Below are 14,429 nucleotides of genomic sequence, written 5' to 3'. Positions count from 1 at the left end.
GGGGCGCGGGGCGCGGCGCTGCGCGGGTCGGGTGCGCGGGGCGCGGTGCGGGTCGGCGGGGCGCGGTGCCGGTCGGGTGCGCCGGGCGCGGGCGCCGGTTCGTTGTGCGAGGCGCGGGGCGCCGGTTCGTTGCGCGGGGCGCCGCCGGGGAGTGTTTCCGGCACGTCACTCACACGGGTGAGCTGCGGGAACGAAGCCGGTGAGCCGTTCGTCACATGGGCGGGGAGACCGACATGTCCGTGCAACCGCAGGGGGAAGGCAGTTGTCGTCCCACTCGGGTACGGCCTCTGTCGTTTTGCGCGGCGGCATGGCACGATCCGTCAGACGTCCATAAGTTACTGACGGTTAATCAGTTTGGGGGCTGAGGTATGGGAACGGGGAAGCGCGGTCTGATCACGGCGGCCGTGGCCGTCGTGTGCGCGGTCACCGTACTGGCGGCACCGGGCACGGCGTTCGCCGCCCCGGCCCCCACTCCCTCGCCCACACCGCCGCCCGTGGCCTCGGTGACCCGCACGGCTCCCGCGACGAACGCGGAACTGGAGGCCGTACGCCAGCGGCTGGAGGAGCTCTACCACGACGCGGCCGTCGCCACCGACGCGTACAACGCCGCCGAGGAGAAGGCCGAGCAGCAGTCCGCCGAGATCGTCTCCCTGGCCAAGAAGATCGTCGCCGGCCGGGAGCGGCTGGCCGAGCTGAAGCGGCGCGCGGGCGCCGCCGCGGCCGCCCAGTACCGCACCGGCGGACTGCCGCCCGAGGCCCAGCTGGCGCTCAGCGACGACCCGGCCGCGTTCCTCGACGGCGCCGGGCGCATCCTCCAGGGCGAGCGCGCCGCCAAGGCCATGCTGGGGGAAATGACCCGGACCCAGGCGGACTTGGTGCAGTACGCCAAGGACGCCTCCGCGCAGTGGAAGAGGCTGGAGGCCAACCGCAAGGCCAAGGCCGCCGCGCGGCAGAAGATCAAGAAGCGGATCGCGGAGGCCGAGGAGCTCCAGAAGCGGCTCCAGAAGGAGGAGAAGGAGCGCCTGGCCCGTCTGGAGCGGCAGGCCGCCCAGAGGGCCCAGACCGCCTGGCTCGGCTCCGGCGCCCTCTCCGGCAACACCGCGGGCGCGTCCGAACAGGGCGCCCGCGCGGTGCGGTTCGCCACCGCACAGCAGGGCAAGCCGTACGTCTGGGGCGCCGAGGGCCCCGGCTCCTACGACTGCTCCGGGCTGACCTCCCAGGCATGGGCGAGCGCCGGGCGTGTCATCCCGCGCACCTCGCAGGCCCAGTGGGACCAGCTCACCCGCGTCGACGTCGAGGACATGCGGCCCGGCGACCTGATCATCTACTTCCCCGACGCCAGCCATGTGGCCATGTACATCGGCGACGGCCAGATGGTCCACGCCCCGCGTCCGGGGCGCACGGTGACCGTGGCGGGCGCGGGCTCGATGCCGATACTCGGGGTGGTACGGCCGGACGCGTGAGGCGGGGCGGGAGGTGACCCGGACCTCGGCGGCGGGAAGGGGCCGTAGGCGCAGGGGCGTGTGACGGAGGCCGCGTGACGGCGCCCACGTGAGGCGGACCTCGGGGGAGCCAGGGCCCGTGACGCCCGACACGTGACCTGGGGCACCTCAAGTCGCCCTCGAACTCCGCCAGGACGTGACCTTCGTCATCCCCGCAGGAGGGGCACCTCGCCCAACTGCGGTACGGAACGCGGCATATGACGGCGACCTGACGCCGGCCGGCGTGCCGTACGCCATTCCGCTGCGGCGGCGACAACCGCTATGGTCCCGACGGTGGGTCGAGGTCCCTCGCCCCGCCATGCCCTCGGGGGGAGGGAAGGAACACAGGACAATGCCCGTACCCGTACCGCGGCAGAGAGCGATCCCGGCCGTGGAGAGTGGTCAGGCGCCGGCCGCGTCCACCGCAGGCCCCATCAAGGAGGACACCACCGCCCCCCTGACGCTGCTGCTGATCGAGGACGACCCGGGCGGTTCGGCGATCGTGCCCGACCTGCTCGACTCGGCCGGCCAGCCGATCCGCGTCCGCACGGCCCGCAACCTGACCGAGGCCGAGCGGCTGCTCACCGACGACGTCCACTGCATCCTGCTGGACCTGGCGCTGACCGCGCCGGGCCACGTGGAGCAGGACGACGAGCTCGCCGTGCTCAGGCATGTGCTGGAGCTCGCGCCCCGGCACGCCGTGCTCGCGCTGACCGCCTCCGGCGACGCCGAGCGCGGTGCCCGGGCCGTGCGAGTCGGCGCCCAGGACTATCTCTTCCGGGACGAGCTGGACGGCCGGCTGCTGAGCCGTGCCATCCGCTACGCCGTGGAGCGCAAGCGCTCCGACACGGCCGAGCGGCGGCTCGCCGAGGGCCGGCTGCGCGCGCAGGAGAACCGGCGGCTGGAGCGCGGGCTGCTGCCCACGCCGCTGCTGGAGGGCTCCCCGCTGCGCTTCGCCGCCCGCTACCGCCCCGGCCGCTCGCGCGCGCTGCTCGGCGGTGACTTCTACGACGTCGTCCGCACGCCCGACGGCACCGTGCACGCCATGATCGGTGACGTCTGCGGCCACGGGCCGGACGAGGCGGCGCTCGGCGTCGAGCTGCGCATCGCCTGGCGGGCGCTGACGCTGGCCGGGCTGTGCGGCGACCGGCTGCTGGGCACGCTCCAGGAGGTCCTGGAGCACGAGCGGTCCGACGACGAGATCTTCGCGACCCTGTGCACGGTGGACATCGCGCCCGACGGGCGCCGGGCGGGCCTGTGCCTGGCCGGGCACCCGGCGCCGCTGATCGCCGGCCCGGGGCGGGCGCCGCGACTGCTGCCCTACGACAACAACGGCCCCGCCCTCGGCCTGCTGCCCGGCGCCCGCTGGCCCCGGATGCAGGTGGAACTCGGCCGTGAGTGGAGCCTGATGCTCTACACCGACGGCCTCATCGAGGGACGCGTCGGCGCCGGCCGGGAGCGGCTGGGGCAGGACGGCATGGTGGAGATGGTCAGCCGGCAGCTCGCCGAGGGCCTGCGCGGCGAGGAACTGCTGCGTGCCGCGGTCCACGAGGTCCGCGAGCTGAACGGCGGCGAGCTGACGGACGACGTGGCGGTACTGCTGCTGGACCGGGTGCCGTAGGACGCCCCCCGTGTCGGGGGGCGTGCGGCCGCCCTTACCGGCCGCCGTTCCAGGGGCCGTAGGGGCCGTCGCTGCTGCTGCCGCCCCGGCGGGGCCCGGAGATCTGACGGACGGCGGGACGGACGTCGACCATGTACACGATCGTGGCGATGAGGCCGATGATCGGCAGGAACGACAGGATGTTGAAGATCAGGTTCACCACGAAGGCGAGCCCGAGAATGATCAGCCAGAACGGCTTGGTCTGCTTGTCGGCGGCACGATACGCGTCCTCACGGCGGATCGCCGCGTCGACCAGCGCGAACCCGCTGAAGAGAATCAGGGCCATGCTCAGCAGCCACATGAAGTTTGCGAAGCCCTGCATCAGCACAACGTCCACCACCCGACTCGGCTAGAACCTACCCGGTCACCGTACCCGCAAGCGCGGCCCCGCTACCCGGACAACGGGCCGAGCACCCGGGAAGTGCCCGGCCCGCACATCCGCCGGACCGTCCCTCACTCGGCCGGCGGCGTCGCCTTCTTCGCGGCGGTCCTGCGCGCCGGCGCCTTCTTGGCCGGGGCCTTCTTCGCCGCGGCGGCCGGCTTGGCCTCGGCGGACTCGCCCTCGACCGCGACGGCCCCGGACGCGGCGTCGGACTTCGGCTCGGACGTGGTCCCGGCCTTGTTCTCGGGCTTGGTCTCGGACTTCGGCTCGCCGCTCGGCTCGACGGCGACCGCGATGTCCTCGATCTGCTCCGCCGCCTCGCCGCGCCAGGCCCGCACGGCCTGCTCACCGTGCTCGGCGACCTTCTCGTAGGTCTCACGGGCCTTGACGGCGTACTCCGCGGCCACGCCCACCCCGCGCAGCGCGAGGTCCTGGGCGGACTCGCCGAGCTTCTTCAGGTCGGCGTCGAGCGTGCTGCCGAGCTTCTTCAGGTCGCCGTCGAGGGCGCCGAAGAACTCGGTGACCTTCGCCTGGATGGTCTCCTGCGCCTCACGGGCCTTCGCCTGCGCCTCCCGGGCACGGGCGGTGGCGCGCTCCTGGACGACCTTCGGGTCGGTGTTGCGGACCGCCTCGATCCGGTTCGGGGCCTCGGCGCGCAGCTGCTCGACCAGGCCGGGCACCTTCTTCGCCTGCTGGATCGCCAGGTCGGCGGTGCCGGCGGCGAAGTAGAGCGGGGTCGGGTCGCTGAAGGTCTTGCGCAGGTCGTCGGTGATGGCCATGGTGAGGGTCCTCCCGGATTCGCGTTCGGCTGAGGGTTCGGTGGATCCGCGGTACGGCGGCCGGTCCCCTGGTCCGGTCAACCGGCCGTCTGCTGCGGATCGCCGTCGGCGCCGCTGGTGTCGGCGGGGGTGTCGGCGGTGGACGGACGATCGCTCCCGGTCCCGTGGCCGTTCTCCTTGCGGAACGACTCGTAGATCTGGAGCAGTACCTGCTTCTGCCGCTCGTCGAGCGTGGGGTCGGCGAGGATCACGGCCCGCGTCTCCACCTCGTCGCGGGGCCGCTCGGCGTCCAGGATCCCGGCGCGGACGTACAGCGTCTCCGCGGAGATCCGCAGCGCCTTCGCGACCTGCTGGAGCACCTCCGCGCTCGGCTTGCGCAGCCCGCGCTCGATCTGGCTCAGATACGGATTCGACACCCCGGCAGCCTCCGCGAGCTGCCTGAGCGACAGCTGCGCACTGCGCCGCTGCTCACGCAGGTACTCCCCGAGGTTGCCGACATTGAGCGATGCCATGCCTCCACTGTGCACCCAACCCGCTAACAATTGCAAGCACCCCGCTTGCAAGAGTTACACCCACCCTGTTGTCAGTGGCATGGGCGAGGATCCGGGGCATGACGGCGACTGCCACCGACCCCGCCTGGTGCGAGGAGGCCTTCCCCGGCCTCGCCGGAGTCCTCCGGGAGACGGCGTGCGCCCGCGGCGGCGCGAGGAGCAGGTGACCCGGCCATGGGCTCGCTCCTCGACGACGTGCACACGAGCGCGGCCTGGATCGCCCGCGCCCTCGGCGCCTCCGGGTACCGGGCGGACTTCACCCCCGAGAGCCTGACGGACGTCGAGCGCTTCCTCACCGAGCACAGCGCCCACGGGGCCGCGGTGCCCGGCGGGCTGCTCGCGACGGAGGCGGGGCCCCGCCTGTTCGCCCTCGGCGCCTATCTGGGCGAGACCGTGCGGCGCGGCCTCGGCGGAGTCTGGGAGGCCGACGACGAGGACCCGTACGGCGAGGTGAACCTCGCTCTCCGGCTGCCCGGCGGGGCGGTCGTACGGCCCGTCCAGCGGGTGATCAAACGGTTCCGCAACGGGCCCGAGGACAGCCTCGTCGGTTACGCGGTCGGGCTCGGTCTGCCGGCGTCAGCTCGCGAGTGACTCCGACCGGCCCTCCGGCAGGGGGCGTGCGGTCGCCGGGCGGGCGTCCGCCGGGGACGGCTCCGGGGGCAGGGTGCGCATCAGGAGCCAGTAGCCGGCCGCCGCGACCGTGCCGATCACCGCGCAGGCGCCCCACAGCCACTCCGCGCCCCAGTGGTCCAGGAAGACGCCGGACATGAGGGGGGCGACCAGCGCGGCCACCGACCAGGACATGGTGTACATGCCCTGGTAGCGGCCGCGGCCGTGGACGGGGGAGAGGCGGACGACGATGCCGGTCTGGGTGGGTGCGTTGACGATCTCCGCCAGCGTCCACACGCACACCGTCAGCGCGAACGCGGCGACCGAGCCCGCGAAGGCGGTGAGCGCGAAGCCGTACCCGGCCAGCAGGGAGGAGATCACCAGCAGCCGCTGCGGATCGCGGTGCTCGATGAACCGGGTGACCGGGATCTGCAGGGCGACGATCAGGACACCGTTCACGGCGATCGCCAGACCGTAGTCCGCGGGCGTGAACCCGGCCTCGCCCATGGCGACGGGCAGCCCGACCGAGCCCTGCTGGAAGATCAGCGCGATCAGGAAGGACAGCCCGACGACACCCATGAACCGGCCGTCGCGCAGCACCGTCCCGAGGCCCACCTCGTCTCCCTCGGCCTGCTCCGCCGCCGTGCGGACGGGCCGGGACTCCGGCAGCTTCACGAAGATCAGGATCGCGCAGGTCATCGTCATCCCCGCCTCGATCAGGAACCCGGCGAGATAGCTGACCTCGGCGATGAAACCCGCGCCCATCGAGGACACCGCGAAACCGAGGTTGATCGCCCAGTAGTTGAGGGAGAACGCCCGCACCCGGTCCTCGGGGCGCACGATGTCCGCCATCATCGCCTGCACGGCCGGCCGCGAGGCGTTGGACGCCATGCCGACCAGGAAGGCGACCGCCGCGATGGCCACCGGGTGGTGCACGAAGCCCAGCAGGGCGACGGAGACGGCCGTCGAGGACTGGGCGATCAGCAGCGTGGGGCGCCGGCCCAGCCGGTCGGTCATCACGCCTGCGCCGAGCGAGGAGATGACCCCGCCGAGACCGTGCAGGGCGGCGACCAGACCGGCGTAGGAGGCGGAGTAGCCGCGGTCCAGGGTCAGATACAGCGCCATGAACGTGGCGACGAACGCGCCCAGCCGGTTCACCAGCGTGCTGGTCCACAGCCACCAGAACTCCCGCGGGAGACCGGAGACGGTCTCCCGCACGGCACGTCTCATCGAGGCTGGTGACATCGCGCATCCCCCACGGCTGTAAGCGTCTCAAGCGGCAGCCACAACTTACGGATGCGGCTGCCGCGTACGCCACTCAATTGACGGGGAGCGTCAATCGACGCGCGTCGGCGCGGCCCCGGACAGCTCAGAGAGTGTCGGCGAGGCCCCGCACGCCTCGGTGCGCGTCACCGAGGCCGCGCGCCTGCGCCGGAATCGGCGAGCCCGCGCGCCTCAGTCCAGCGGCTGCGGCGTCCGCGTCCGCACCCGCTTCGTCCGCGCCGCCACCGGCCGCGCGGCGGGCGCCGCCGCCCTGCGCTCGAAGCGGCTCGGGAAGGGGTACTTGCGCTCCAGGAACGCACCGATCGCCTTCTGCGCCGCCGCCCTGGCCGCCGGAGGCGTGTCCACGTCGTTCAGGCAGAAGAAGTCGATGTCCTCACCGGCCGCCAGCCGCGCCAGCCGCTGCCGCATGTCCGGCGAGCCCAGCTGGACGTAGCGGAAGAGGTACTCCGCCGGTACGGCACGGCCCGTCGCGATCGCCCAGTGGTGGTGCAGCGTGGAGGCGGGCGCCACGTCCGAGGTGGAGCGGAACCGCGAGTACGCGGTGCGCTCCAGCTCCTCGATGCCGAGGCCCTCCATCTCCCGCATCACCGACAGCAGTTGCGGATGCGGCGTGTGCAACGACTTGTGGGTGATCTGCCGGCCGTGGAACCGCTTGATCACCTCACGGGTGTTCTTGCCCGCCGAGTTCGGCGCCGGCTCCTGCGGATGCGGTGCGCCCACACCGAGCTTCAGCGGCGAGAACGGGATCCGTGCGATGCCGTTGCCGTGGAAGAAGTGCTCGGGCCGCACCGGACGGTTGATGAAGACGTCGTCGTTGAAGTAGAGGTAGTGGTCCGACAGTCCCGGTATGTGGTGCAGCCGGCTCTCGATCGCGTGCGAGTTGAACACCGGCAGCGCGTCCGCCGGGAGGATGTCCCGGTGGTCGACGACCGTGATCCCCTCCGCCTCCGGGTCCAGCCAGGACGGCACCTGCGCGTCGGTCACCAGATAGACGTGCCGCACGAAACCGGCGTACATCTCCAGCGAGCGCAGCGCGTACTTCAGCTCGTCATGGCTGGTGTAGCGGGAGTCGCCGGTCTCGCGCGGGGCGATCACATTGGCGGACCGCTCCTGGTGCGCGCGGCGCTTGGCCGCCATCGCCGGGTCGTTGCCGTCGACCCAGGTGTAGACGGCGTCGATGGGGAACAGCACCTCGTCGATGCCGGGCTCGGCGAACGCGGCGAACGTCGGCACCGGCCGGCGGTGGCCCTCCGCCTTGGCCGGCTCCTGCGCCGCCCCCGGGACCACCTCCGACACGGGGTTGCGGCGGGGGGCGACGAGCGCCGTGCCGTAGACGTCCTCCAGCTTCTCGCCCGGCACCGTCAGATGCGCGGGCTCGCCGGGCAGCTCGCGGCCGTGCCGCCAGAACTCGATGTCACAGCCCGCCTCCAGGCCGCTGAGCACCTGCCCGACGGGACCCAGCCGGACCTCGCCGGTACGCAGCACGGCGGCCCGGCGCAGCGCCTTCGGCAGCTTGCCGTCGGCCCACAGCACGGCCCGCGACACGCTCCCGTCGGCGTCGACGGCGCCCACGAAGGCGGCCGTGCCCGCGAGCCGCCGCCGGGCCTGGGCCAGCACCGTGCCCCGGTGCTCGGCGGCGACGCCGAGCACCACGCCCTGCTCGGACGGCACCAGGAAGTACGGCACCCCGGCCGCCTCCAGCAGGGAGGACACCCGCTCCAGGTCGGCCTCGGCGGCCTGAGCGGCGGTGTAACCGGCGACCGTGGCCCCGTACAGCCGCACGGGGCCGAAGGCGACCTTGCGCAGCCCGGGGACCGTGCGCCGCAGACGGCGCCGGCGCGGGGCCGCGCGCAGCGCCCACAGCCGGGCCGCCATCCAGAGCCGGACGCGCACCATCAGGTCACGCACAGCCCGCATGCCCGCGGGCGCCGGCAGGCGGTGACGTATCTCCATGGCCTCGATCCGTCAGTCGCGCTTCTCGAAGGGGCTGGGGAACGGGAAGTAGTTCTCCAGGAACTCGGCCATGCGGACCTGGACCTGCTCGCGCTCCTCCGGCGGCACGTCGACGTCGTTCAGGCAGAAGAAGTCGAAGCGGCGGTTGCGGCGCAGGTCGGTCAGGCGCTTGTCGGCGTCCGGGCGGCTGATGTTGACGTACCGGAAGCTGAACTTGCCCGGCACACCGCGGCCCGTCATCAGCGAGTAGTTGTACAGCAGCGGCGCGGTCACGGCGATGTCCGTCGGGGAACGGAAGCGGGAGGCCGTGGTGCGCTCGATGTCCTCGGGGAACAGCTTCTCGAGCTCCTCCAGCGTGCTGCGGTGCTGCGGCAGCGGGGTGTGCATGAAGTTGTTCGTGGTCATCTTGCCGAACTTCTCCAGCAGCAGCGCGCGCACGTTCTTGCTGGCGGAGTTGGTGGCCGTCTCCTCGGCGTGCGGCTTGCCGACACCGATCTTCAGCGGGGACACCGGGATCTTCATCAGGCCGCTGCCGTGGAAGAAGTGCTCGGCGGTGACGCGGCGGCCGCAGAAGACGTCGTCGTTGAAGTACAGGTAGTGGTCCGAGATGCCCGGAATGTGGTGCAGGCGGGTCTCGATCGCGTGCGAGTTGAACACCGGCAGGACACCCTCGGGGAAGATGTCGCGGTGGTCGACGACCGTGATGCCGTCCACGCTGTCGTCCAGCCAGTGCGGCTTCTGGCCGTCGGTGACGATGTAGATGTGCCGCACGAAGTCGGCGTACATCGCCAGCGAGCGCAGCGAGTACTTCAGCTCGTCGTGGCTGGTGTACCGGGACTCGTTGATCTCCTTGTCCAGGATCTCGGCGGTGCCCTTCTCCTGGTACTGGGCCCGCTTGGCCCGCATCGCGGGCTCCTCGCCGTCCACCCACGTGTAGACGATGTCCACGGGGAAGGTGACGCGGTTCACGGGCGCCAGGGTCAGGGGCGCGAAGCTCGGCAGCTCGCGCTCGCCGACCCTCACCGTCACCGGCTTCTGCTCGGAGGCCGGCAGGACGTCGGTGATGCCGTTGTTGCGGGGCGCGATCAGCGACTCGGCGAATATGTCCTCGGACGCCTGCGGCTGCACCTTGGCCAGGCGGCGCGGGCCGTCCTCGGTGGCGAGGAGGGCGGCGCCGTCCTCCCAGAACTCCACGTCGCAGGCCAGCTCGGGGCCGGCCAGCAGCTGGCCGTCGGGGCCGAGGTGGTTCTCGCCGATGCGCAGCACCGGGGAGGTGCGCAGCTGGGCCGGCAGGATGCCGTCGAGGAACAGCGCGGGGTGCTTGAGCTGGCCGCCGGGCAGCGGGCGGCCGATGAAGACGGCCTTGCCGTCGTACATCTTCTCCAAGGAGGAGATGAAGCGCTCCCGGTCGACGGCGTTCACTCCGACGATGTGCCGGGTGCGGGCGGTCGGCACCAGGAAGTAGGAGATGTTCTCCCGCTCCAGCGCGGCGACGACGAGATCGAGGTTGGCGGCCGCGGCGCCGGCGGCGGTGAACTCCGTCACAACCCGCCCGTACAGCTGCTGGCCGCGCACCGTCACGGGACGCAGGCCGGGGTCCGTGTCCGCGGCCCTGCGGCGTCGTCGCATGGTTCGCAGCTGCCAGACCCGCTCGGCGGCCTTCCGCTCGACTCGCGGTCGCATCCGCCGCGCAAAGGAACGCACGGTCACGTTTCTGTGCTCCTCATCTGAACCGCTACACCTGCGTCAACGAGACAGGTGGACGTGGCAATAGGTTGTGGAAGAGTTCACCTTAATTTAGAGGGCGACGCCATCGGCTGTCAGATCCCCCTCGGACGGCCCGATGGGGCCAAGCCCACACCATTCCACACAGTGAGCACACACCCGCCGTCCCCAGAGCGCTTAGGTAGGCTAAAGGCCATGGCCGACGCACCGTACAAGCTGATCCTCCTCCGCCACGGCGAGAGCGAGTGGAACGCGAAGAACCTGTTCACCGGCTGGGTGGACGTCAACCTCAACGAGAAGGGCGAGAAGGAGGCGGTCCGCGGCGGTGAGCTGCTCAAGGACGCCGGCCTGCTGCCCGACGTGGTCCACACGTCCCTCCAGAAGCGCGCGATCCGCACCGCCCAGCTCGCGCTGGAGGCCGCCGACCGCCACTGGATCCCCGTCCACCGCTCCTGGCGCCTGAACGAGCGCCACTACGGCGCCCTCCAGGGCAAGGACAAGGCCCAGACCCTCGCCGAGTTCGGCGAGGAGCAGTTCATGCTGTGGCGCCGGTCCTACGACACCCCGCCGCCCCCGCTCGAGGACGGCGCGGAGTTCTCCCAGTCGGACGACGCCCGCTACGCGACGATCCCGCCGGAGCTGCGCCCCCGCACGGAGTGCCTGAAGGACGTCGTCGTCCGCATGCTCCCCTACTGGTACGACGGCATCGTCCCCGACCTCCTGACCGGCCGCACGGTCCTCGTCGCCGCCCACGGCAACTCCCTGCGCGCCCTCGTCAAGCACCTCGACGGCATCTCCGACGCCGACATCGCGGGCCTGAACATCCCCACGGGCATCCCCCTCTACTACGAGCTCGACGCCGACTTCAAGCCGGTCACCCCCGGCGGCAAGTACCTCGACCCCGAGGCGGCCGCGGCGGCGATCGAGGCGGTCAAGAACCAGGGCAAGAAGAAGTAGGTTTTGCGATCATGCCTTCCACCTGCGCCTACGGCGTGGGTGGAAGGCATTTCCATGATCTGGGCCCTTCTTATGCAGCGCTCTCAGGGGACCCTTCCGGTCCCTCGACAGTGACTGCACCGGACCTGCCGCCACGTCTGCGACGGCCGCTGCACGTACGTACGCCTGCCGCCCGAGTACGTGATTTCGCTCTTCCATCTGGTCTCCGGCGTGGACGTGACGCCCCTGCCTCGGCACGAGGTGCAAGTCCCTGGGGGAAGAGGCCGAGTGTTCGCGTAGATCGCAACAGCGATGACGGCTATCACTGCCATCACCACGAATCCAGCTGCCATGGACTTGTTGTAGCCAGCCCTTCATCCTCAGGGAAGGCTCAGGCGGAAGGCGCCGGCAGCAGGGAAGGGGCGCGCGCGAAGCACATCGGGCCCGGCGGTCAGCGGATCCGCTGGGCAGCCGCTTCCAGGAACGCGCGCACCGCATGCTCGAACTCGCTTTCGACCCTGACGAGCAGCTGCCGGTCCTCCGCCTCGCCGATCGCACCGATCTTGGCGGATACGGCGTCCATCAGCTCCCGGAGTGCCGGGTCGTCCGCCACCAGATGGAGAGGGAAGGCGGCGGCCTCAGCCGCAGCCCCCAGCCTGTCGCTCTCCAACTGCGCGGCCAGATAGGCGTCCTGGTCGCGGGGGGAGGCCCTTCAGCGGAACCACAGCGTGATGACCCCACGCTTGAGCTCCGTGACGGCACTGGCGTATCCGCTGTAGGCGGCCAGACGCTCCTGCCGCAAACGCTCTTGCCGTGCCACGGCATCTGCGTGCTCGGTGGTTCTCCGCTGGAACAGATACGTGCTCAGCGAGCCGATCAGCGTGCCGGCGACGGCCACTACGCTGGCCAAGACGGTGTCCACGCCGGCGAGTCGACCACAACCCGCGCCGGTTGACCACAGCATCGCTGCTGTGTGGGGAAGACTCGACTGCTATCGCTCGTCCCCTTCGTCCTTTCCTCTTCTTCCCTGGAGTCTTCGTGATCGACGCTACGGCTCTGCTCAGGCCCGAGCGGCTGTGGACGGCGGAGGAGGTGCTGGCGCGCCCGAGCCCTGTGCCGGCGGTGGCGGGGATCTACGGGTGGCACTTCGAGGAGGCGCCTCACCCGGAGCTGGACGCCGGGCGACTGCTCTACGTCGGGATCGCCCCGAGGCAGATGCCGAACCGGCCGAGTACCCAGAATCTGCGCAGGCGGGTGCGCACCCATTACCGGGGCAACGCCGCCGGCTCGACCCTGCGGCTCAGCCTCGGCTGCCTGCTCGGGCTTGAGCTGCGTCGCGTGGGCAGCGGCACGAAGACGACGTACGGCAAGGCGGGCGAAGCCGCGCTCACCCAGTGGATGGCGGACAACGCGCGCGTGTGCTGGATCGAGACGAGCCGGCCGTGGATCGCGGAGGCGGAGCTGATCTCCCGGCTCGACCTCCCGCTGAACCTCGACCGGAACCGCCACAACCCCTTCCACAGCCGGCTGAAGGATCTGCGGGCGCAGGCGCGTCGGCGGGCGCGGGAGTTGCCCGTCGGCGTGTAAGGACGGGGCGGGCTTCTCAGGACGGTCACGCCCCCGGCCTGCGGTCCGGTCGGCGGTCGGGGGCGTTTCGTAGGCGGGCGGTCAGATCGACAGGGGGACCGCGTGGACCTCGTCCGCCTTGTGGCCGGCGCGTTCGTGGATGCGTTGGACCGCGTCCGCGGAGGGGGCCTCGGAGAGGCAGTAGACGACGCCGGAGTCGGGGTCGGCCCAGGCGCGTTCGAAGTGGACGGACTCGTCCTTCTCTATGGCGAGATCCGCCTGGTGGGCCTCCCTGAGCTGGTCGGCCGTGATGCCCTTCATCCCGTAGTGGACGTCCATGTACTGGGGCATGCCCTCGCACCTTCTTTCCCGCGAGTGCCGTTTCCTCCATGCTGCGCCCCCGCCCGCGTACCGGCGACACGACGAAGCCCCCGGCACAGCCGTACCGGGGGCTTCGCGACGCGTCGTCAGCCGCACTGGCAGGGGTTGCCCGACTGGCACCCGCAGCCGCAGCCGGAACCGCAGCCGCACGCGCCGATCAGCATCAGGTTCCTGATCTCGGCGGGCTGCTCGGACGGACGTTCCTGCGTGGGGTCGGGCGTGCTGCCGGGTGTGCCGGGGGATTCGGCCATGGTCCCTCCTACCTAGAGGCTGGTGCCCTTCCCAGGGCTACCCAGGGCTGGTGCCTGCCCCTATTCCATGCCCGCTCGGCAAGGCGCATCAACGGCGCACGGAGGCTCGGGACGACTCAGACACCGTCCACGGCCGGCTGGCTGTCGGCCGCCTGGAGGTCGTCGGCGTGCTCGCCCGTCACCAGGAACACCACGCGCTTGGCCACCGACACAGCGTGGTCGGCGAACCGCTCGTAGTAGCGGCCGAGCAGCGTGACGTCGACGGCCGTCTCGATGCCGTGCTTCCAGCGGTCGTCCATCAGGTGCTGGAACAGGGTGCGGTGCAGCAGGTCCATCGCGTCGTCGTCCTGCTCCAGCTGCATCGCCAGATCGACGTCCTTGGTGACGATGACCTCCGCCGCCTTCGCCATCAGGCGCTGCGCCAGCTGCCCCATCTCCAGCACCGTGGCGTGCAGGTCCTGCGGGACCGCCCGCTCCGGGAAGCGCAGCCGCGCCAGCTTCGCCACGTGCTGGGCGAGGTCGCCGGAGCGCTCCAGGTCGGCGGACATCCGCAGCGACGTCACGACTATGCGCAGGTCCGTCGCGACCGGCTGCTGCCGCGCCAGCAGCGCGATCGCCCGCGCCTCCAGGTCGTGCTGCAGCTCGTCGACCTTCTTGTCGGCCTCGATCACATGCTCGGCCAGCTTCAGGTCGGCGTCGAGGATCGCCGTCGTGGCGCGCCCGATCGCCGATCCGACCAGCCGGGCCATCTCCACCAGACCGTCGCCGATCGAGTCCAGTTCCTCGTGGTACGCGTCCCGCATCAGGGTTCCCTCTCGTGCGTGTTTCCGGGGGTCCAGCCCCTACGGTCGTGCCGGGGCCCGCGCCCCGC

16 protein-coding genes are annotated in these 14,429 nt (G+C 71.4%); 5 read left to right on the top strand and 11 right to left on the bottom strand.

The window, feature by feature from the left end; translation table 11 throughout:
• Nucleotides 1–368: 368 nt before the first annotated feature.
• The gene (locus ACSU6M_RS15710; protein ID WP_437070347.1) at nt 369–1,463 is read left to right on the top strand and encodes an NlpC/P60 family protein; all 1,095 of its coding nucleotides are present in this window, start codon (nt 369–371) and stop codon (nt 1,461–1,463) included.
• A gap of 370 nt (nt 1,464–1,833) precedes the next feature.
• Nucleotides 1,834–3,102, top strand: a complete 1,269-nt coding sequence (locus tag ACSU6M_RS15705; RefSeq protein WP_437070346.1) for a PP2C family protein-serine/threonine phosphatase — start codon at nt 1,834–1,836, stop codon at nt 3,100–3,102.
• A gap of 34 nt (nt 3,103–3,136) precedes the next feature.
• Here ACSU6M_RS15705 and ACSU6M_RS15700 read toward each other — a convergent pair whose 3' ends face one another.
• The 3 genes from ACSU6M_RS15700 to ACSU6M_RS15690 all read right to left on the bottom strand — a co-directional run bounded on the left by ACSU6M_RS15700 (nt 3,137) and on the right by ACSU6M_RS15690 (nt 4,814).
• Complete coding sequence (locus ACSU6M_RS15700; RefSeq protein ID WP_437070345.1) at nt 3,137–3,463, bottom strand: DUF2516 family protein; 327 nt, start codon at nt 3,461–3,463, stop codon at nt 3,137–3,139.
• 131 nt (nt 3,464–3,594) lie between these two features.
• The gene (locus tag ACSU6M_RS15695; RefSeq protein ID WP_437070344.1) at nt 3,595–4,302 is read right to left on the bottom strand and encodes a hypothetical protein; all 708 of its coding nucleotides are present in this window, start codon (nt 4,300–4,302) and stop codon (nt 3,595–3,597) included.
• A gap of 77 nt (nt 4,303–4,379) precedes the next feature.
• Nucleotides 4,380–4,814 (bottom strand): helix-turn-helix domain-containing protein, encoded by a 435-nt coding sequence (locus ACSU6M_RS15690; protein ID WP_437070343.1) that lies wholly within the window; start codon nt 4,812–4,814, stop codon nt 4,380–4,382.
• Between the two features lie 213 nt (nt 4,815–5,027).
• On the opposite strand from ACSU6M_RS15690, the gene ACSU6M_RS15685 reads away from it, so the two are divergent.
• Complete coding sequence (locus tag ACSU6M_RS15685) at nt 5,028–5,444, top strand: hypothetical protein (RefSeq protein ID WP_437070342.1); 417 nt, start codon at nt 5,028–5,030, stop codon at nt 5,442–5,444.
• On the opposite strand, the gene ACSU6M_RS15680 is transcribed toward ACSU6M_RS15685, so the two are convergent.
• The 3 genes from ACSU6M_RS15680 to ACSU6M_RS15670 form a co-directional block, all read right to left on the bottom strand.
• Nucleotides 5,430–6,707, bottom strand: a complete 1,278-nt coding sequence (locus ACSU6M_RS15680) for an MDR family MFS transporter (protein WP_437070341.1) — start codon at nt 6,705–6,707, stop codon at nt 5,430–5,432. The two genes, ACSU6M_RS15685 and ACSU6M_RS15680, sit on opposite strands and share 15 nt — an antisense overlap.
• Before the next feature lie 210 nt (nt 6,708–6,917).
• Nucleotides 6,918–8,699 carry a stealth conserved region 3 domain-containing protein gene (locus tag ACSU6M_RS15675; RefSeq protein WP_437070340.1) on the bottom strand — a complete coding sequence of 594 codons (1,782 nt, stop codon included), beginning with the start codon at nt 8,697–8,699 and terminating at the stop codon, nt 6,918–6,920.
• A 12-nt stretch (nt 8,700–8,711) separates the two neighbouring features.
• Complete coding sequence (locus ACSU6M_RS15670; protein WP_437070339.1) at nt 8,712–10,382, bottom strand: stealth family protein; 1,671 nt, start codon at nt 10,380–10,382, stop codon at nt 8,712–8,714.
• A gap of 237 nt (nt 10,383–10,619) precedes the next feature.
• On the opposite strand from ACSU6M_RS15670, the gene ACSU6M_RS15665 reads away from it, so the two are divergent.
• Complete coding sequence (locus ACSU6M_RS15665) at nt 10,620–11,381, top strand: phosphoglyceromutase (RefSeq protein ID WP_437070338.1); 762 nt, start codon at nt 10,620–10,622, stop codon at nt 11,379–11,381.
• 430 nt (nt 11,382–11,811) lie between these two features.
• Here ACSU6M_RS15665 and ACSU6M_RS15660 read toward each other — a convergent pair whose 3' ends face one another.
• Both ACSU6M_RS15660 and ACSU6M_RS15655 read right to left on the bottom strand, forming a co-directional pair.
• Nucleotides 11,812–11,973 carry a hypothetical protein gene (locus ACSU6M_RS15660; protein ID WP_437070337.1) on the bottom strand — a complete coding sequence of 54 codons (162 nt, stop codon included), beginning with the start codon at nt 11,971–11,973 and terminating at the stop codon, nt 11,812–11,814.
• 99 nt (nt 11,974–12,072) lie between these two features.
• Nucleotides 12,073–12,282, bottom strand: a complete 210-nt coding sequence (locus ACSU6M_RS15655; protein ID WP_437070336.1) for a hypothetical protein — start codon at nt 12,280–12,282, stop codon at nt 12,073–12,075.
• A gap of 116 nt (nt 12,283–12,398) precedes the next feature.
• Here ACSU6M_RS15655 and ACSU6M_RS15650 point away from each other — a divergent pair, with 116 nt between their 5' ends.
• Nucleotides 12,399–12,947 (top strand): GIY-YIG nuclease family protein, encoded by a 549-nt coding sequence (locus ACSU6M_RS15650; protein ID WP_437070335.1) that lies wholly within the window; start codon nt 12,399–12,401, stop codon nt 12,945–12,947.
• An 81-nt stretch (nt 12,948–13,028) separates the two neighbouring features.
• On the opposite strand, the gene ACSU6M_RS15645 is transcribed toward ACSU6M_RS15650, so the two are convergent.
• The 3 genes from ACSU6M_RS15645 to phoU form a co-directional block, all read right to left on the bottom strand.
• On the bottom strand, nt 13,029–13,277 hold the full coding sequence (locus tag ACSU6M_RS15645; protein WP_437070334.1) for an SCO4226 family nickel-binding protein: 249 nt from the start codon (nt 13,275–13,277) through the stop codon (nt 13,029–13,031).
• Between the two features lie 116 nt (nt 13,278–13,393).
• Nucleotides 13,394–13,558 carry a hypothetical protein gene (locus ACSU6M_RS15640; protein ID WP_437070333.1) on the bottom strand — a complete coding sequence of 55 codons (165 nt, stop codon included), beginning with the start codon at nt 13,556–13,558 and terminating at the stop codon, nt 13,394–13,396.
• Nucleotides 13,559–13,674: 116 nt separating this feature from the next.
• A complete protein-coding gene (gene phoU / locus ACSU6M_RS15635) occupies nt 13,675–14,361 on the bottom strand; it encodes a phosphate signaling complex protein PhoU (RefSeq protein WP_437070332.1) in 687 nt (228 codons plus the stop codon).
• Nucleotides 14,362–14,429 lie beyond the last annotated feature (68 nt).

Origin of the sequence: Streptomyces sp. enrichment culture (genome assembly GCF_964272895.1) — a bacterium.
In the GTDB taxonomy this organism is placed as follows: domain Bacteria; phylum Actinomycetota; class Actinomycetes; order Streptomycetales; family Streptomycetaceae; genus Streptomyces.
This window is presented reverse-complemented; position numbering and strand designations above follow the sequence as displayed.